Origin of the sequence: Paenibacillus yonginensis, assembly GCF_001685395.1 — a bacterium.
Taxonomy (GTDB): domain Bacteria; phylum Bacillota; class Bacilli; order Paenibacillales; family Paenibacillaceae; genus Fontibacillus; species Fontibacillus yonginensis.
In genome coordinates this window covers 269,576-287,085 of record NZ_CP014167.1, presented here as the reverse complement: position 1 = coordinate 287,085, position 17,510 = coordinate 269,576, and the positions used below count along the sequence as shown (strand labels likewise).

The window sequence follows — 17,510 nt, the reverse complement described above, 5'->3', positions numbered from 1 at the left end:
AAGCCTGTTTCGCATGGTCAAGATTTCCGTTTGGAGGCTACATCGTCATTAGCCTCACGGAATTTCTTGGTTTGAGTAACATGCAGGAAACCGCCTATGCAGTATATCAAGATGCTGCCCACAATGCAGCCGATCCCGGCCATCAGGTACATATTGCGGTCATTAAAATCAGATAAACGAACCAGACAAAGCACGATGCCTATAATCAAGACGACCCAGGCAATTGTCGTTAAGGCTAAAGCAAAATAATTGCCGTTCTCTCTCATTTCCTTGCGGTCTTTAAACGGATATATTTTAGCGGCCATGCAGATCACTCCCGGTTAGTTTAGACTTTCAGTACAGGCTCAGCCGGTATTGCTGCTTTCTGCTTCAACTGAGCTTAATTAAGCAAGTCTGCCTTTGTACTGTATACTAACCGTTTACGGGAACAATTAAACATGGTGCAAAATACAAAACCGCTCAAATCCTCAAGCTAATATTTCTGTTAATAAACAAACAAAAAGACCCGCATGCTGTACTCATGCAGGCCTTTCCGGCAACTTAAAATCCGTTGCTATTAATATCCGATTTTGTTGACTTCCATGATCCAGATCGAACCGCCGACCACGGTAACCAGAATGATAATGCCGAGGACAAGCCCCATCACATTCCAACGTGGTTTCTCGGTCTCTCTAAGATGCATGAAGAAGAGCAGCTGAACCAGAAGCTGCAGAACTGCAGCAATCATGATAACGATGAAGGTGGCGGTCTTCGCCATCAGGTCGTTCATCACGATAACCAAAGGAATGATGGTCAGCACAATGGACAGAATGAAACCTAGAACATACGATTTCACCGATCCATGGGATTCGTGTGCATCATGGCCGTGCGTATTAGGTTGCGCCATTTACATCACCCCCATCAAATATACGATCGTGAGCAAGAAGATCCAGATAACGTCCAAAAAGTGCCAGTACAAGCTGATAAGCGTAACCTTCCCTTTGGTCGTCTCTGTAATTCCGCGTTTGCCAAGCTGAATCATCAAAGCGATCATCCAGCAAAGACCTACCGAAACGTGAAGTCCGTGTGTACCGACCAGTGTAAAGAAGGAGGACAGGAATGCGCTTCTCGAGAAACCTGCGCCTTCATTCACCATGTTGACGAATTCGGTAACCTCAAGCGCAACAAATGATGCACCGAGGAGTGCCGTTACAATCAGCCATCCGATCAGCTGTTTCTTGTTGCCGCGGTTCATGGCCAAGGTGGCCAAACCGCTTGTAAAGCTACTTGTCAGGAGGATGAAGGTTTCCCAAATGACTCCCGGCAGTTCAAATAGCTCTTTGCCGTCAGGTCCGCCCGCCGTATTGTGACGCAGCACGATAAAGGTTGCGAACAAGACGGAGAAGAGGATAACGTCGGAAATCAGAAAGAACCAGAAGCCAAGAACCTTAAGTTCGTTTGGATCGTGATGCCCGTGATCATGGTCTGCACTGTGATTTCCTTTGTGTGCCACGCTTTGTGCCATTATACAGACCCCCTTATTGCCTCTTCAGTACGCTCCACTTCTTCGACAGGGATGTAATAATCCGTATCGTAAGAGAAGGAACGTGCGATCATGCAGATGGCTACACCGATCATGCCTGGGATGTAGAACCACCACCACTCAAATACAAATCCGAAACCTGCTACAAACCAACAAGCCCCCATGATTGGCGGAATAATCGAATTCTTAGGCATATGAATCGGTTCGATCGGCGGCATTGGATCATCTGCAATCCCTTTGGCACGACGCTCCTTGACTTCCCAGAAATCATCCACAGATTTAACGTGCGGGATAACTGCAAAGTTATATTCCGGAGCCGGAGATGCTGTTGTCCATTCAAGCGTACGAGCATCCCATGGGTCGCTGCCGACTTTTTTGTGTTTGAACGTACTGTACAAGATTTGCGCCACCTGGAAAAGGAAACCGATACCCATCAGCAAAGCGCCGATTGTGGAGATTAAGTTCAGCGGTCCCCAGCCGGTATCCCAGGAATATTCGCTTACACGACGGGTCATACCCATCAAGCCGAGCGAATATTGCGGCATGAAACATACATAGAAACCAATGTTCCAGAACCAGAACGCCCAAACGCCCAGTTTGTGATCCAGAATGAATCCGAACATTTTTGGCCACCAGTAATAGAGACCCGCGAAATAACCAAACACTACACCACCGATCAGAACTTGGTGGAAGTGGGCAATCAGGAAATAACTGTTGTGGAACTGGAAGTCAGCAGGCGCTACGGCAAGCATAACCCCTGTCATACCCCCTACTACAAAACACGGGATAAAGGCAATTGTCCACATCATTGGCAGCTCGAAACGGATGCGGCCGCGGTACATGGTGAACAGCCAGTTAAAGATTTTAACCCCTGTCGGGATTGCGATAATCATGGTTGTTATGGCAAAGAACGCATTGATATCCGCGCCTGAGCCCATTGTAAAGAAGTGGTGAAGCCAAGTGAAGAACGAAACCACACTAATGGTCAGCAAGGCGAATACCATGGATTTGTAACCGAAAATCCGCTTGCGCGAGAAAGTCGCCACGACTTCGGAGAAGATACCGAAAGCCGGAAGAACGACAATGTAAACCTCTGGGTGTCCCCACATCCAAAACAAGTTGATGTACATCATTGGGTTGCCGCCCAGGTCAAGCGTAAAGAAGTGACCTCCCGCAAAGCGGTCGAGAAACAGCAGTGCCAGCGTTACAGTCAGAATCGGGAACGCCAGGATGATAATGATACAAGTTGCAAATACGGACCAGGAGAACATTGGCATTTTCATCAGTGTCATGCCTGGTGCACGCATTTTAATCAAAGTAACCATAAAGTTGATACCCGTTGCCAAGGAACCGATACCCGAAATCTGAATACCCCAGATGTAGAAGTTTTGACCTACGCCCGGATTATGCATCAATTCGGAAAGCGGCGGATAACTGGTCCAGCCTGCGTCCGGCGAACCGCCGATAACGAAGGACAAGTTGAACAGCATGGCTCCGACGAAGAACAGCCAGAAGCTCAATGCGTTCAGGAACGGATACGCAACGTCTCGCGCTCCGATTTGAAGCGGAATAATAATATTAAACAAACCGAACATCAGCGGCATTGCCATAAACAGAATCATGATTGTGCCGTGAGTTGTAAAGATCTGATTGTAGTGCTCTGGCTCCAAGAACTTCATTCCTGGTAAAGCAATTTGAGTTCGCATCATGATGGCATCTACGCCGCCGCGGAACAACATGAGCAGCGCAGCGAGAATGTACATGATGCCGATTTTCTTGTGGTCAACCGTAGTCAGCCAGTTTCTCCAGAGCCAGCCCCATTTCTTGAAATAGGTCAGCGCCCAAATAATCGCGATTGTCGCAACCACGATGGATACGTCCGCACCATAAATGAACGGATCCCCCGTAACAAAGAACCACGATGCGAAGTCTTTAATAGAATCTAGCATGGAGGGTCTCCTTCCCTTTCATCAGTGTGCCGGTTGAGCCTCGCCCAACCCATTAATGCCGAACCCAGTATTCAGGGGCATTCCTTCTTGCTTCGTATCCTCAGAGGATTCTGCGTTGTCTTTGCCGTCCACTACGTACTTGTAGGCAATTTTGCTATACAGTCCTTCAGGGAACGAAGAATATTCCGTTTGACCCATGACACCTGGTTTGGCCAGATCGGCATAACTTGCTTCCGTAAGCGTGCTGCCGGTGTTGCCCTTCACTTTATCTACCCATTTCTGGTAGTCAGCCGGCTCGACTGCATTAACGTCAAAACGCATCTGAGCAAAATGCTCGCCGGTAAAGTTGGCTCCAGAGCCAAAATATTTGCCGACTTCGTCAGCCTTCAGATAAAGGGTCATCGACATTCCGGACATCGCATAGATTTGTCCGCCCAGCTGCGGAATCCAGAACGAGTTCATCGGGGAGTCCGCGGAAATTTCGAAGCGGACTGGAACGCCTTTCGGAATCGTCAGCGTATTTACCGTAGCGATGTTCTCTTCCGGATACAGGAACAGCCATTTCCAGTCCAGGGAAACCACTTGCACCGTAACCGGCTTTTGCTCGGCGTCAATCGGCTTGGAAGGCTCAAGCGCATAAGTATAACGCGCCGTTACTACCGCCAGAACGATAATAACGAGAATCGGCACGCCCCACCATACGGTCTCCAACACCTTGCTGTCATGCCAATTCGGATTGTAAGCCGCTTTGCGATTCGGTTTGTCGCGGTAGCGCCAAACGATGAATGCGGTCAGAATCAGAACGGGAACGATAACGATGCAGCAGAGCAGCGTCGAAATGATGATCAGATCCTTTTGGGATTGTCCCACAGGTCCCTTAGGGTTGAGGACAAGGTAGTCCGCTGTGAAGAACATTCCCCAGATCAGCACTCCCAAGGTGACCAGGGTGATAACCACTGCGATCAGCGTTCGAAGCGATCTTGGTTTTTTATCCATCTTTTCCTCTCTCCTTAATTATGCCTTAATAACTGTAATGCCGGGCATTGCACAATTTTTACATTCACAATGCATCATCCATAACCTTACCCTATTAAGATAGCAGAAAACAATATCTCACATGGCTTTTTTAACAAAATTGTCGATTTTTAAATTGATTTTTGTGATTATTTTCTCAAACTTTTCGTAAGGTTGTTATTCCGTATTCTTACTTGATTGTAAGCAAAGTATACGGTCTGCCTTGGTTTGTGCAAGAAAAAAACGCATTTTCGCTCCTCTCTCTCCGCTTCACCTGCTTAACAGGCGGTTGACCATGCCCTTGTCGTGATATAATACTCGCGTACATATTGGCTTTTGAATCAAAGGAGTGTAAGAGACGATGTCATCCCGGGAGAATATTCCCCTGTTAAGTCCAATAGATATTTGCCTGCTGGCCGGAAAAATCATGCTTCAAAGCGGCGCCGAAACGTACCGGGTGGAAGATACGATGATCCGGATCGCCCATGCCCTGGGCCTTTCCAGCTCCCACAGCTACGTAACGCCTACGGGGATCATTTTTCAGGCCGGCGGTCCGGAGGCGGCCAAGCTGATCCGGATCGCGGAGCGAACCACGGACCTGGACAAGGTCGCTGCTGTCAACAGCATTTCAAGAAAACTTGTTGCCGGTGAAATCAACGCCGAAGAGGCCGCTGCCCTGCTCCGGGACATTGACGAGTCCTCGCACGCCTATTCGGTAGGTCTGCAGGTAACGGCTGCCGCCATCTCCAGCGGCTGTTTCGCCATCATGTTCGGAGGCAGCGGATACGACTTTCTGCCAGCCCTGATCAGCGGGGGATTGGGATTCGCTGCGGTAATCCTGTTTCATAGATTGATTAACGTCAAGTTTTTTGCCGAATTCACGACCTCGCTGCTGATCGGCCTGGTTTCTTATTTCTTCATCTATCTTGGGCTGGGACGCGAGCTGGACAAAATCATTATCGGCTCCGTCATGCCGCTGGTTCCGGGGCTGCTGATCACCAACGCCGTACGCGACCTGATGGCCGGACATTTGGTGTCGGGTTTGTCCAGGGGAGCGGAGGCGCTGCTGACGGCCTTTGCGATTGGAGCCGGCGTAGCGGCCGTATTTACTTTTTTATAAAGGTCATTTTTATAGTTAAAGAGGGATTGTATGTACATGATTTGGCAGCTTATCACCAGCTTTATCGCCTCGGCCGGCTTCGGCATTATTTTTAATGCGCCCAAACGGACTTTATTTCAGTGCGGGCTTGGCGGCATGCTCGGCTGGGTTATTTACCTCGTGCTGGACCCTTATTACGACACGGTCATTTCCACGGTGGCCGCAACGTTTGTTGTCGGGGTCATCAGCCAAGTGTCGGCCCGGATCTACCGGATGCCTGTCATCGTCTTCAGCGTTGCCGGCATCATTCCGCTGGTTCCCGGCGGTCTTGCTTATGACGCCATGCGCAAATTCGTGGAGAACGACTACAACACAGCTGTTCAGCTGGCTGCCCAGGCCTTTCTGATCTCCGGTTCCATCGCGATCGGCCTCGTTGTATCCGAGGTGCTCAACCAGCTGCTGATTAGAAAACGAAAACCGCACCGGGGCTGAAAGCCAGCCTGCCGGTGCGGTTTGTTTGTTGCGGACCGGATGATCACAGCCTTCAATCCAAAAACCAGTTCCTGATTCTATTCGCATCTATCTCCGATTTGCGGGAACTATAATACGATTCCAAGGAGCCGTCAGCTTATTTGCTGTTTAGTTTAGTTAGTGATAATAATTTAGTTACTTGATTTTTTATAGCTTATGAGCTACATTGTAGGCATACAGGTTGAACCCGGACCAAGAAATCGGAGGAATCGCATATGCAATTAAAAGGCATACACCATGTTTCGGCCATGACCGCCAAGGCACCTGCCAATTACAACTTTTACACTAAAGTGATGGGGCTTAGACTGATCAAGAAAACCGTTAATCAGGATGACGTTTCGATGTACCACTTGTTCTACGGAGATGAGAAAGGCAACCCCGGAACCGAGCTGACCTTCTTTGAAATTCCGATGGCCGGCCAAAACCGCGATGGCAACGACAGTATTTCGGCTTTATCTCTCCGCGTGCCGAATGACGCGGCCCTCGCATACTGGGCCAAACGGCTTGACGAATTCGGCGTCGCTCATGAGGAGATCCGGCCAAGAGCCGGCCGGTTGTCGCTCGCTTTCCGCGACTTCGAAGGCCAGCGCCTGATCCTTGTCTCCGATGAGCATGACAGCGGCGTAGCAGCCGGAACGCCCTGGAGCCGCAGCCCGGTGCCTGCCGAGTTAGGCATCACCGGGCTTGGCCCCGTCAAGCTGACCGTGCATGAAGCGGCTCCTACTGCTGCCGTGCTGACGGAGCTGCTGAATTTCCGCAGCAAAGGCAGCTTCCCGAATACAGACGCGCCGGACCAGCCGGATATCCAGGTATTCGAAACCGGAGAAGGCGGCAGCGGCGCGGAAATTCATCTGGAGGAACGCCATGACCTGGCTCACGAACGTTTGGGCCGCGGCGGCGTCCACCATGTCGCCTTCCGCGTCGACAATGATGATGAGCTGAAGCAGTGGATTGAGGCGGTACGCAAAGTGCAATTCCCGAACTCGGGTTATGTGGATCGCTTCTACTTCCATTCCCTTTACTTCCGGGAGCCAAACGGCATTCTGTTTGAGCTTGCTACGGACGGCCCCGGCTTTGATACGGACGAAGACTTTGAGCATCTGGGCGAATCGCTGGCATTGCCTCCTTTCCTTGAGCCGAAGCGTGCCCAGATCGAAGCGCTGCTGAAGCCGCTGGAAACGGCCAACCCCCACAACTGACAGATAAGCCAAAATCCCCCGCATGATCGCAGCCTGCGACAAGCGGGGGATTTCTATATTGTATAAAGTCCTATATGGGGTTTATATAAGACCGGCTATAAGATATTGCCGTCTACTCTCTGGCTTTCCGGCCAGTAAACAGCAGCATCAGGAACGAGATGAAGATCACCGTTCCCGTCCACGCCCAAGCCATCGGCAGATTGCCGGAATCGACCGCCACGTAAATGGCCGTAGGAACGGTCTGGGTTTTGCCAGGGATATTCCCGGCAATCATCAGTGTAGCCCCAAATTCGCCCAAAGCCCGGGCAAAGCCGAGAATGTAGGCGCTGAGCAGCGAATGGAATACAAGCGGAAGCGAAACGTACCGAAACAGCTGCCATTCGCCGGCGCCAATCGAACGCGCCGCATCCTCCAGGCTGCGGTCGATGGAATGAAACCCGGTCTTCATCGTCTGATAAACCAGCGGAAAAGCAACAACCACGGAAGCAATCACACCAGCCCACCAGGTAAATATAATCGGAGCATTAAATACCCATTCAATCCAATGCCCTAGCCAGCTTCTACGCCCCAGCGCGAGGAGCAGCAGAAAACCGACAACCGTCGGCGGCAGCACCAGCGGCAGCATAAACAAGGTCTCCAGCAGCACCTTGCCCTTAAACCTCGCTCGAGTCATCCATCGCGCAGCCAGAACACCCAGAATAAGGGCGAGAATGCTGGATAACAGAGCCACTTGCAGCGAAAGCCGGACCGGCGGCCAGAAATCATGCCAGCTAATCTCCATCATCGGTTATTTCTGCGGGATAGTGAAGCCGTACTTCACAAATACATCCAGCGCCTCTTTGGTTTGCAGGTATTGATAAAAGGCCTCCGCTTCCCGGCTGTGTTTGGTAGCCTTCACAATCCCTATCGGATATTCAATCGCCTTATAGAGGGAAGAATCCACGCTAAACGCCACCTTGACCTGATCCGAGGTCAGAGCATCCGTTTTATACACAAACCCGGCATCGGCATTTCCGGTCTCTACATATTGCAGCACCTGCCTCACATCTTTGCCCTGAACGGTCTTGGACTGAAGGCTGTCCCACAGCCCTGCGGCCTGCAGCGCTTCCTGCGCGTAATTCCCTGCCGGCACGCTCTCCGGAATCCCGATGGCGACCGTCTTCACTTCCGGTTTCTTCAAATCGTCAAGAGTTTGCACCATATCCCCTTTATCCAAAGGAGTAACGACAACCAGATCATTATTAAGAAGATTTACTTCCTGTGAGCTGTCAATAAGCTGCTTGTCCAGCAGCGCCTGCATGTTCTTAGAAGCGGCAGATAAAAACAAGTCCGCTGGCGCCCCCTGCTCGATCTGCTGCTGCAGCATACCCGAAGCGCCAAAATTGAAGTTCACATGGATATGCGGATGTTGGGCTTCAAACGACTGACTGATCTCCTTCAGCGCATCCGTAAGGCTGGCCGCTGCCGAAATCGTCAGCTCCACGTCGGACTGAGGCTCCTCCGAGCCGGCCTTTGCCGGGGTGCCTGCATTTGGAACTGCCGCTGAATCCGTCGATGCGGCCGTCGGGGCTACATTTTCCTTTTTCCCGCCGTTTCCACAGCCTGAGAGTACAGCTATAATCATAACTACAAATAACAAAACCATACTAAACTTAATTTTATTAATCACATTTGATCCTCCAAAGTTATGTTTATGTATATTTAGTTATCATTGTTATGATTATACGTTTGAAAAAAGAAGCTTGTAAATCTCTTTTTCAGACGGGATCCAATTTTATGTTAAAATAAATGAACTAAACTGTTCGTTTCAGTCGGGGACCCGGCAGGGCCCCTCAAGCTATTATCAGCTTTCTATAATATAAGGAGGACAAGCATGTCCAGTGAAGTTTCCTATACAACCGAAGAGATAGCCAAGCTGCTTAAAATCTCGAAGTTAACCGTATATGATCTCATTAAAAAAGGCGAACTGCCTGCCTACCGTGTCGGCAAACAAATGCGGGTTGACGCTGCGGACCTGGAGGCTTTCAAGAACCGCTCCAAGGGCGTAAAGGCAGCGGCAGAAGCCCCCTTCGCCGCGGAAGCCGCTTATACCGCATCTGCCGCCCCTCCATCTTTAGCGCCAAACGGAACCCGGTCGCTTGTCATCACCGGCCAGGATATCAGCCTGGACATTCTGGCCAAACATATGGAGCGGAATTTGCCCGGCATACGCCCGCTGCGTTCCTTCGTCGGCAGTGTGGACAGCCTTATTTCCATGTATCGCGGAGAATCCGACATCGTCAGTACCCATCTTCTGGACGGGGATACCGGGGAATACAATCTGCCTTACATCCGGAAATTCCTCATTGGCTCTTCTTATGTTGTTGTGCATCTATTGAAACGGAAGGCCGGGCTTTATGTCAGAGAAGGCAACCCCGACGGGATCAGCGGCTGGGAAGATCTGAAACGCCCGGGACTGCGTCTGGCCAATCGGGAGAAAGGCTCCGGTGCCCGCGTGCTGCTTGATGAGCAGCTTCGTCTGCTCGGCATTCGGGGGAATGAGATTCTTGGGTATGACCGCGAAGAAACGAATCACCTGGGCGTCGCCGGCAGGGTAGCTTCAGGAGACGCGGATGTCGGTGTTGGAATCGAGAAGGCCGCTATGACGGTCGGAGGCGTTGATTTTATCCCACTGACCGATGAACGTTATGATCTTGTCCTGCTTAGAACCAAACAGAACGCTGGCTGGATCGGGACCGTACTCCATATCATCAGATCGGAGAATTTCCAGAATGAACTCCGTTCCATCTCCGGCTATGATCTGTCAGAGACAGGAACGGTTCTGTACGAGACTTAATCGGATCGGACACACCTGAATAAGCCATCTCAAGCCCGGGCGGCACCTCAACCTCGGCTCAGTTCACCGCAGCCAAAAGGGATCCTCAGTCAAAAAGACCGGGACCCCTTTTTTTTCTTATGCCTATTTCAGTTTAGAAAGAATAGCCGTTAAAACGGGTAGCGTTATTTAAGGCTTTCCACAGGCCCTCATGCTCTCCGCCGATGGACCAGTATGCAAATCCGGCCACCCTCCGGCTTTGCCCCAGCTGGTATTTCAGCGTCAGCGAGCGGCTGTCTTCGAACCAAAGCTGATGCCTGCCCCCGTTCAGCTGATAAGCAGCCGTATATTGGCCCAGCGCCGATTTCCAGGACGGATAAATGCCGTAACGGGAAATCCTGGTATTCTGCTCGCTTAAAGTCAGATCCTCTGCCGAAATCGTGATGCCATTTGAGCTGACCAGCCAATCCCGGCTGTATAACGGCAGACCCAAAATCACCTTTCCTGCTCCAACCTGCTTCAGCAGTTTATCCAGCCCAGACTGCACCCAGGCCAGCGAGGCTACCGGGCCTGGTGCCGGATCGCTGCCCCAATGCTCGTCATACCCCATTAAAACGATATAATCCGCGCTTTTGGCCAATGCCGCATAATCGAAAGCTGCCGTCCAATCCGTGCCCAAATCCGGGGAAACGCAAACCGACAGCTTCTTGCCGGTCTGATGCAGCTTGCCGGCCAGATTGGCAATAAATGAAGTTAAATAGGCGCGGTCAGCCGGAAGCACATTTTCAAAATCGAGGTTTAGGCCATCCAGCTCATATTTGGCGGCATATGCCGTCAAAGAAGCTGCCGCCCGCTCCGATAAGCCCGGATTGGACAGCATGGCATGGGTCATTTGCTGGTTGGATCGGTTGCCGACAAGCGGCCATACCTTCCGGCCCGTAGATTTGGCCCAGCTGATCAGCGCCGTTTCGGTTGAATCGACGAAGGTGCCGTCCGCATTCAGGAAATGCCATCTGGGAGAAATGACGTTTATATTCGATGCGGACACGCTGGCTTTAAATTCCGCATCGGTCTGTCCGTATTGCCAGCCCAATTGGATCGGCTGGGAGACAGGTGCCGAAATGGGGTTTGCGTAGGTTCTATTGGTCACGATCCGGTCCATAACCGCCGCCATTTCCTCACGGGTGACTACGGCCTTCGGCCGGAAGCGTCCGTCCGCCCCTTCCATCAGCCCAAGCTTCTGAACCGTATAAACGGAAGACGCCGCCCAATCGGCAACCTGCGCCGCGTCTGAATAAAGGCTGGACAGGCTGCCGCCTGCAGCGTTTTGTTTCAGAAAGCGGACCAGCCAAACCGCCAGCTCCTGACGGGTTACTCCGTCGGCCGGCCTATATTTTCCGCTGCCTTTGCCCTGCGCCAAATTCAAATAAACGCCGGCCTGCACGTATCCGTAATACCAGGCGGTTTTGGGGACATCCTGAAAGGCCGGGATTCCGCCCCCCACGGGCTGAAGCTTCAAGAGCTCCAGCATCGCCTTGGTTCCTTCAGCGCGGGTCAGAGCTTTCTTGGGCGAGAAGGTGCCGGGAGCAGTCCCTTCTACGATTTTGCGCTGATAAAGATCCATAATAGCATCTTTGGCAAAACTGCCGTCAATATCCTGGAAAACTTGTGAAGTTCCTGCAGCAAAGCTGACCGCCGGAGCGCTGATAGAAAGCACCGCCGAACAGATTCCCGCCCCCAGACATGCGGCCGCTGCCGCTTTTAGCCAACGATACATACATAACCTCCGCTCTTACTTCGGCAAATCTACCGGAATAAGTCTATGTTACCAAAGAGCTTTCAGAGCGGTCATGAAGTAAATATTGGCAGATTGATAGATTATTATTTTTGATAAAAGGCCCCTTTTCGTATAGACTGTTTCTATAAATACAACGTGAGCTCAAGGAGGTTGTGGCCCTTATGCCATCTTTTGATACACCTATCGACCGCACCAATTCGTCATCCGAGAAATGGGGGTCCCTGGCCAGAATTTTTGGCAGCGAAGACGTACTCCCGATGTGGGTGGCTGACATGGATTTCAAAGTTCCGGAAGCCGTGATCAAGGCCCTGCATGACAAGGCAGACCACGGGGTTTTCGGTTACAGCTTCTTAAGCGACAGCTATAAGGAAGCCGTAACCGGCTGGATGCTCAGAAGGCATAATTGGAAGATCGAACCTCAGTCCATCGTTTATGCTCCGGGAGTTGTTCCCGCGCTTTATCATCTGGTCGAAACCTTTACGGAGCCAGGTGAAGAGGTGATCATTCAGCCGCCGGTTTATCCGCCGTTCGCCAGAGTCGTGAACAACCAGGATCGCAAGCTGCTGCTGAACCCTCTGCGCGAGCGGGAGAACGGACATTACGACATGGATTTCGAGCAGCTTGAGACGCTGATGGACGGCACGGCCGGCCGAGCCAAAATGCTGATTCTCTGCAGCCCGCACAATCCGGTGGGCCGCGTCTGGACCCGTGAAGAGCTGCTGAAGCTTCATGAACTGGCCGAACGGTATGGAGTTCTTGTTGTCTCGGATGAAATTCATGCCGACCTGGTCTTCGAACCTCATGTGCACGTTCCTTTCGCCTCCTTGTCGGAGCAGGCTAACCAGCATTCCATTGTCTGTACGGCACCCAGCAAAACCTTCAACCTGGCGGCCCTGAACACTTCGAATATCATCATCGCCAACCCTGAGCTGCGCGAAAAGTTCGTGCATAACCTAAGCATCCGCGAGGTGGCACATGCCGGCATCTTCGGATTAACCGCGGCCGAAGCCGCTTATAACCATGGCGAGGCCTGGCTGAACGATTGCCTGGCTTATATCCGTTCCAACATGGAATTTGTTCAGCAGCATATGGCCCGTTATCTGAAAGCAGACGGTACACCTCTGGTTAAAACCCTGCTCCCGGAAGCGACCTATCTGATGTGGTTTGATTTCCGTGAACTGGGCATGACGGCTGAAGAGCTGAATGAGTTTATGGTGAAGGAAGCCCGGCTTGGCCTGAACAACGGAGCTCCATTTGGCCAAGAAGGCGAAGGATTCATGCGGATGAATCTGGCCTGTTCGCACAGCCTTGTCAAGGAAGCGATGCAGCGGCTGGATAAGGCCATGGAGCGTTATATAGGGAAGTAATCCAACCTGTCCTGGACATGCGGCATCAGAAACACCCTGTCAGACATGCAGCACCCCTCCCGCAAAACCGCGGGAGGGGTGTTCGTTTATCATCCGATTTAAGATTTAAGATTTAAATTTAAGATTCAAGCCCGCCTTCGGCGATCACTTGTTTATACCAGTAGTAGCTGTCTTTCGGTGTCCGTTTGAACGTTTTGAAATCGACGTGCACCAGACCAAACGGCTTGCTGTAGCCAAACGCCCATTCAAAGTTGTCCATCAGGGACCACAGGAAATAACCTTTGACATTGACGCCGGAAGCCAAAGCTCGGTTCAGCTGGATCAAGTGTTTGCGCAGGTATTCAATGCGTTTTGGATCATGATATTTCCCGTTGTCCTCGTCGGAATCATAATAAGCGCCGTTCTCCGTGATGTAGATCGGAATATCGCCGTAATTGGCTTTCACCCAGGTCAGTACGGAATAGAAGCCCTGCGGATAAATGTTCCAGTCGAAATCCGTTTTGTCGAACGCAGCGTCCACGATTTCAAACTCCAGCAGTCCTTCCTCCGGATTATTACGGCCAACCCCGCCTGTATAATAGTTGATGCCCAGGAAATCAATCGGCTGAGCGATAGTCTCCATGTCGCCTGGCTGAACGGGCGGCTCATAACCTTTAGCTTTATACCAGTCCAAAGCAAGCTGCGGATAATGCCCTTTAAACACCGGATCAAAAAACCAGCCGTTAAAATAAGCGTTGCGGCGCGCGCAAGCGTCGATGTCTTCCTGTTTGGTGCTGAACGGTTCAAACCATTCCGTATTGGGCGCAATGCCGATCGCGCCGTCTACGCCGAGTTCCCGGAAACGTTTTACGGTTTCCCCGTGTGCCACCAGCAGATGGTGAGCAACGTCAAGCGCGGCCTGGAAGTCCGTTTTGCCCGGAGCATGCGCGCCAATCTCGTTGGACAGGAACGATACGCACCAAGGTTCATTAAAGGTGATCCAGTTCTTGATTTTGCCTGCAAACGATTTAAACATTGTTTCGGCATAACGCACGAAAGCTGCAATCGTCTCGCGGGATTCCCAGCCTCCCTTGTCCTGCAGGGCCTGCGGAAGATCCCAGTGGTACAGCGTGCACATCGGCTCGATGCCGTTTGCCAGCAGCTCGTCTACCAGGCGGTGGTAATAATCAAGGCCTTCCTGGTTGACGGCGCCGTCGCCGACAGGAATAATACGCGGCCAGGCGACCGAGAAGCGGTACGCTTTGGCACCCATATTTTTCAGAAGCTGAACATCTTCCTTATAGAGATGGTAGCTGTCGCAGGCCAGGTCGCCCGTATCTCCATTCTCCACTTTACCGGGTGTGCGGGCAAAGGTGTCCCATATGGACATCCCCCGTCCTCCCTCTTTGTATGCGCCTTCAATTTGATAAGAAGAAGTAGCCGAACCGAAGATAAAATCGTTAGGAAATTTAAAGGTGGTCATAAACCCGTCTCCCTCCAGTATTTATACAAGAATATTGTAGAAGAAATCGATTCCATCAGCAATGCTGCTATTTTTAGTTAAATCCCCTTTTGCCGAGCTCAATATAAAATTTACAAACACATAATCGGATCCCTTTCTGCACAAATTATAAGTTATACCGCCTGGCAATGCCTGCCTCGCTCAAACTGGTTCCGGTCCTTCCAAGAGGGTAATGTTATAGCGACTTCCCTTTCTTCCATAAAAACAATTCATTCGCAAGGAGGCTGTTCCTCATGCCAGAACAAAGACTTCAAGACCAGATCGCCGTCGTCACCGGCGGCGGTTCCGGAATCGGCAAAGCAAGCGCGATCGCTTTTGCCCGTCACGGCGCCAAAGTGTACATGCTGGACCGGACGCCGGAGCATGCCAATGAAACCAAGCAGGAAATCGAGAAAGCAGGCGGCACCGCTATCGTCATTAAATGCGACGTCTCTGAGCCGCAAATGATCGAACAAGCTTATCAAGACATTGCCAAACAGGAGGACCGGGTGGATATCGTCTTCGCCAATGCCGGGATCAATGGGGCTAAGACGCCGATTGAGACGCTGGACATTGAAGAATGGGACCGGACACTGAACACCAATCTCCGCGGCACCTTTGCCACGGTCAAATATGCAATCCCTTACATGAAAAAGAAAGGCGGCAGCATCGTCATCACCAGCTCTGTCAACGGCAACCGCGTCTTCTCCAATTTCGGGTTCGCTGCTTATTCCTCTTCTAAGGCCGGCCAGGTCGCTTTCATGAAGATGGCTGCGCTGGAGCTTGCCCAGTATAAAATCCGTGTCAACGCGATTTGTCCGGGTGCGATCAAAACCAACATCGGCGAGAACACCTATCCTTCGGATGATCTTAAGAAAATTATCATTCCCGTGGAATATCCGGAAGGAAGCCAGCCCTTGGAGCAAGGCCCGGGGTCGGCCGAGCAGGTGGCTGATCTTGTCCTGTTCCTCGCTTCCAGCGAGTCGTCTCATGTGACAGGCACGGAGATTTACGTGGACGGAGCCGAATCGCTGCTGTAACGGGTGAAGATTTTTGAAAAATGATATGGGCCTCAGGGTCCGGCCAGGCTGCCGAGGAAGCTCGGCAGCTTTTTTTTTGCCCTTTTGGTTATTCCTCCTGCTCCAGCCCCGCAACTAAGAGGATTTAATAAAATTAAGGTTAAATTGAAACTGTTTGTCCGGTGACAATATTTTAATCAGCATTAAATAATTTTTATATTGACAAAAAAGTTTACCTGGAGCAAAATTAGCATAAAGAATTCGAATCCCGTTCAAGAACTAATGGAGAACTAGAGATAAGATTTAAATTAAAGAGGTGACTGATTATGGGAGAACTGCCTACTGTCAAACAAAAACAAAGATTGCTCGCTCACGCCAACGGAGCCAGCCTGGGGGAAGTCAACAATACGGTAAGTCTTCCAAACCAAGCCGGATTTTGGAAAAAGCTGGCCGCCTACAGCGGTCCCGGCGTTTTGGTTGCCGTAGGTTATATGGACCCCGGAAACTGGATTACGTCGATTCAAGGCGGCGCGCAATTTGGATATACGCTGCTCAGCATCATTTTGATTTCCAGCCTGATTGCTATGCTGCTTCAAAGCATGTCGGCCAAACTGGGGATTGTAACCGGAATGGATCTGGCCCAGGCTACCCGCCAGGCCACCAGCAAGCCGGCTGCCTTTATCTTATGGATTTTGACCGAGCTGGCGATTATGGCCACGGATATTGCCGAAGTGATCGGGGGAGCCGTTGCGCTTCAGCTGTTGTTCAAAATCCCGCTTTTAGTTGGGGTTCTGATCACAACGCTGGATGTCCTTTTATTATTGCTGTTGACCAAGGTCGGATTCAGAAAGATCGAAGCGATTGTCGCGACCTTGATCGCTACCATTTTTATCGTCTTCTTATATGAAGTGCTGCTCTCCAGCCCAAGCATCGGCCCGCTGCTTAGCGGTTTTATTCCAAGCCCTGAAATCGCTACGAATAACGGCATGCTGTTGATTGCTTTGGGCATCGTCGGTGCTACCGTAATGCCGCATAACTTGTATTTGCATTCCTCGCTTGTCCAGACCCGCCAATTTAAAAGGGATGAACAGGGCAAACGGGAAGCTATCAAATTTGCGACGATCGACTCCAATATTCAGCTGAGCATTGCTTTTATTATCAACTGCCTGCTGCTCGTTCTGGGTGCAGCGATGTTTTTCGGGACGACAAGCGATCTGGGACGTTTCACCGACCTGTATAACGCCCTCTCGGACAATGCCATCGTCGGAGCCATTGCCAGTCCTCTGCTCAGTACGCTGTTTGCCGTTGCTCTGCTGGCTTCGGGTCAGAACTCCACCATTACCGGAACCTTATCTGGACAGATTGTAATGGAAGGTTTTATCCAGATGAAGATTCCGACCTGGCTTCGCCGAATCATCACCCGTCTGCTTGCCGTGATTCCCGTAGTCATCTGCGTGGTCATGTTCGGCGGAAGAGAGAACGCAGTCGAGCAGCTGCTCTTGTATACGCAAGTGTTTCTGAGCGTACAATTGCCTTTCGCCATTATCCCGCTCGCTTTATTTACCAGCGACAAACGATTGATGGGGCCCTTCGCCAACCGCTCATGGGTCAAATATACAGCCTGGATTATTGCCGTTATTTTGTCCGTGCTGAACGTGTTCCTGATTTACGGAACCTTTGCCGGAATAGGTTAATATAAAGCATAAAGGAACTCCTT

16 protein-coding genes are annotated in these 17,510 nt (G+C 51.1%); 7 read left to right on the top strand and 9 right to left on the bottom strand.

The genetic code is table 11. The features are described 5' to 3' along the window. Positions 1 to 17: 17 nt before the first annotated feature. The 5 genes from AWM70_RS01250 to cyoA form a co-directional block, all read right to left on the bottom strand. On the bottom strand, positions 18 to 305 hold the full coding sequence (locus AWM70_RS01250; protein WP_083180080.1) for a hypothetical protein: 288 nt from the start codon (positions 303 to 305) through the stop codon (positions 18 to 20). Positions 306 to 556: 251 nt separating this feature from the next. Next, positions 557 to 886 carry a cytochrome o ubiquinol oxidase subunit IV gene (cyoD, locus tag AWM70_RS01245; RefSeq protein ID WP_068693656.1) on the bottom strand — a complete coding sequence of 110 codons (330 nt, stop codon included), beginning with the start codon at positions 884 to 886 and terminating at the stop codon, positions 557 to 559. Next, positions 887 to 1,504: a cytochrome o ubiquinol oxidase subunit III gene (gene cyoC / locus AWM70_RS01240; protein ID WP_068693654.1), complete on the bottom strand. Its 618-nt coding sequence runs from the start codon at positions 1,502 to 1,504 to the stop codon at positions 887 to 889. Continuing rightward, positions 1,504 to 3,471, bottom strand: coding sequence for a cbb3-type cytochrome c oxidase subunit I (locus tag AWM70_RS01235; protein WP_068693652.1), 1,968 nt, complete (start codon positions 3,469 to 3,471; stop codon positions 1,504 to 1,506). Before AWM70_RS01235 ends, cyoC begins: the two co-directional genes overlap by 1 nt. 21 nt (positions 3,472 to 3,492) lie before the next feature. Beyond that, positions 3,493 to 4,467 carry a ubiquinol oxidase subunit II gene (gene cyoA / locus AWM70_RS01230; protein WP_068693650.1) on the bottom strand — a complete coding sequence of 325 codons (975 nt, stop codon included), beginning with the start codon at positions 4,465 to 4,467 and terminating at the stop codon, positions 3,493 to 3,495. Between the two features lie 379 nt (positions 4,468 to 4,846). On the opposite strand from cyoA, the gene AWM70_RS01225 reads away from it, so the two are divergent. The 3 genes from AWM70_RS01225 (at position 4,847) to AWM70_RS01215 (ending at position 7,314) form a co-directional block, all read left to right on the top strand. Continuing rightward, positions 4,847 to 5,605: a threonine/serine exporter family protein gene (locus AWM70_RS01225; protein WP_068693648.1), complete on the top strand. Its 759-nt coding sequence runs from the start codon at positions 4,847 to 4,849 to the stop codon at positions 5,603 to 5,605. Between the two features lie 30 nt (positions 5,606 to 5,635). After that, positions 5,636 to 6,076 (top strand): threonine/serine exporter family protein, encoded by a 441-nt coding sequence (locus tag AWM70_RS01220; protein ID WP_068693646.1) that lies wholly within the window; start codon positions 5,636 to 5,638, stop codon positions 6,074 to 6,076. Positions 6,077 to 6,330: 254 nt separating this feature from the next. Further along, positions 6,331 to 7,314: a ring-cleaving dioxygenase gene (locus AWM70_RS01215; protein ID WP_068693644.1), complete on the top strand. Its 984-nt coding sequence runs from the start codon at positions 6,331 to 6,333 to the stop codon at positions 7,312 to 7,314. 112 nt (positions 7,315 to 7,426) lie between these two features. Here AWM70_RS01215 and modB read toward each other — a convergent pair whose 3' ends face one another. Both modB and modA read right to left on the bottom strand, forming a co-directional pair. Next, positions 7,427 to 8,098: a molybdate ABC transporter permease subunit gene (gene modB / locus AWM70_RS01210; RefSeq protein WP_068693642.1), complete on the bottom strand. Its 672-nt coding sequence runs from the start codon at positions 8,096 to 8,098 to the stop codon at positions 7,427 to 7,429. A gap of 3 nt (positions 8,099 to 8,101) precedes the next feature. Beyond that, a complete protein-coding gene (gene modA, locus AWM70_RS01205) occupies positions 8,102 to 8,983 on the bottom strand; it encodes a molybdate ABC transporter substrate-binding protein (protein WP_068693640.1) in 882 nt (293 codons plus the stop codon). Positions 8,984 to 9,187: 204 nt separating this feature from the next. Here modA and AWM70_RS01200 point away from each other — a divergent pair, with 204 nt between their 5' ends. Next, positions 9,188 to 10,150 (top strand): substrate-binding domain-containing protein, encoded by a 963-nt coding sequence (locus AWM70_RS01200; protein ID WP_068693638.1) that lies wholly within the window; start codon positions 9,188 to 9,190, stop codon positions 10,148 to 10,150. Between the two features lie 133 nt (positions 10,151 to 10,283). Here the strand turns inward: AWM70_RS01200 and AWM70_RS01195 are convergent, their stop codons facing one another. Next, positions 10,284 to 11,906, bottom strand: coding sequence for an S-layer homology domain-containing protein (locus tag AWM70_RS01195; RefSeq protein ID WP_083180079.1), 1,623 nt, complete (start codon positions 11,904 to 11,906; stop codon positions 10,284 to 10,286). 182 nt (positions 11,907 to 12,088) lie between these two features. Here AWM70_RS01195 and AWM70_RS01190 point away from each other — a divergent pair, with 182 nt between their 5' ends. Then, a complete protein-coding gene (locus AWM70_RS01190) occupies positions 12,089 to 13,294 on the top strand; it encodes a MalY/PatB family protein (protein ID WP_068693636.1) in 1,206 nt (401 codons plus the stop codon). A 118-nt stretch (positions 13,295 to 13,412) separates the two neighbouring features. Here AWM70_RS01190 and AWM70_RS01185 read toward each other — a convergent pair whose 3' ends face one another. Continuing rightward, positions 13,413 to 14,756: a GH1 family beta-glucosidase gene (locus AWM70_RS01185; RefSeq protein ID WP_068693634.1), complete on the bottom strand. Its 1,344-nt coding sequence runs from the start codon at positions 14,754 to 14,756 to the stop codon at positions 13,413 to 13,415. A gap of 272 nt (positions 14,757 to 15,028) precedes the next feature. Between AWM70_RS01185 and AWM70_RS01180 the strand changes: the two genes are divergently transcribed. Both AWM70_RS01180 and AWM70_RS01175 read left to right on the top strand, forming a co-directional pair. Next, entirely contained in the window at positions 15,029 to 15,814 is a 786-nt protein-coding gene (locus tag AWM70_RS01180) for an SDR family oxidoreductase (protein ID WP_068693632.1), read from the top strand. A gap of 305 nt (positions 15,815 to 16,119) precedes the next feature. Continuing rightward, a complete protein-coding gene (locus AWM70_RS01175; RefSeq protein ID WP_068693630.1) occupies positions 16,120 to 17,487 on the top strand; it encodes an Nramp family divalent metal transporter in 1,368 nt (455 codons plus the stop codon). Positions 17,488 to 17,510 lie beyond the last annotated feature (23 nt).

What these genes read in the sequence shown, in the direction of transcription:
- AWM70_RS01250 (WP_083180080.1), bottom strand. Translation starts at nt 305, where the DNA reads ATGGCCGCTAAAATATATCCGTTTAAAGACCGCAAGGAAATGAGAGAG.
- cyoD (WP_068693656.1), bottom strand. Translation starts at nt 886, where the DNA reads ATGGCGCAACCTAATACGCACGGCCATGATGCACACGAATCCCATGGA.
- cyoC (WP_068693654.1), bottom strand. Translation starts at nt 1,504, where the DNA reads ATGGCACAAAGCGTGGCACACAAAGGAAATCACAGTGCAGACCATGAT.
- AWM70_RS01235 (WP_068693652.1), bottom strand. Translation starts at nt 3,471, where the DNA reads ATGCTAGATTCTATTAAAGACTTCGCATCGTGGTTCTTTGTTACGGGG.
- cyoA (WP_068693650.1), bottom strand. Translation starts at nt 4,467, where the DNA reads ATGGATAAAAAACCAAGATCGCTTCGAACGCTGATCGCAGTGGTTATC.
- AWM70_RS01225 (WP_068693648.1), top strand. Translation starts at nt 4,847, where the DNA reads ATGTCATCCCGGGAGAATATTCCCCTGTTAAGTCCAATAGATATTTGC.
- AWM70_RS01220 (WP_068693646.1), top strand. Translation starts at nt 5,636, where the DNA reads ATGTACATGATTTGGCAGCTTATCACCAGCTTTATCGCCTCGGCCGGC.
- AWM70_RS01215 (WP_068693644.1), top strand. Translation starts at nt 6,331, where the DNA reads ATGCAATTAAAAGGCATACACCATGTTTCGGCCATGACCGCCAAGGCA.
- modB (WP_068693642.1), bottom strand. Translation starts at nt 8,098, where the DNA reads ATGATGGAGATTAGCTGGCATGATTTCTGGCCGCCGGTCCGGCTTTCG.
- AWM70_RS01200 (WP_068693638.1), top strand. Translation starts at nt 9,188, where the DNA reads ATGTCCAGTGAAGTTTCCTATACAACCGAAGAGATAGCCAAGCTGCTT.
- AWM70_RS01195 (WP_083180079.1), bottom strand. Translation starts at nt 11,906, where the DNA reads ATGTATCGTTGGCTAAAAGCGGCAGCGGCCGCATGTCTGGGGGCGGGA.
- AWM70_RS01190 (WP_068693636.1), top strand. Translation starts at nt 12,089, where the DNA reads ATGCCATCTTTTGATACACCTATCGACCGCACCAATTCGTCATCCGAG.
- AWM70_RS01185 (WP_068693634.1), bottom strand. Translation starts at nt 14,756, where the DNA reads ATGACCACCTTTAAATTTCCTAACGATTTTATCTTCGGTTCGGCTACT.
- AWM70_RS01180 (WP_068693632.1), top strand. Translation starts at nt 15,029, where the DNA reads ATGCCAGAACAAAGACTTCAAGACCAGATCGCCGTCGTCACCGGCGGC.
- AWM70_RS01175 (WP_068693630.1), top strand. Translation starts at nt 16,120, where the DNA reads ATGGGAGAACTGCCTACTGTCAAACAAAAACAAAGATTGCTCGCTCAC.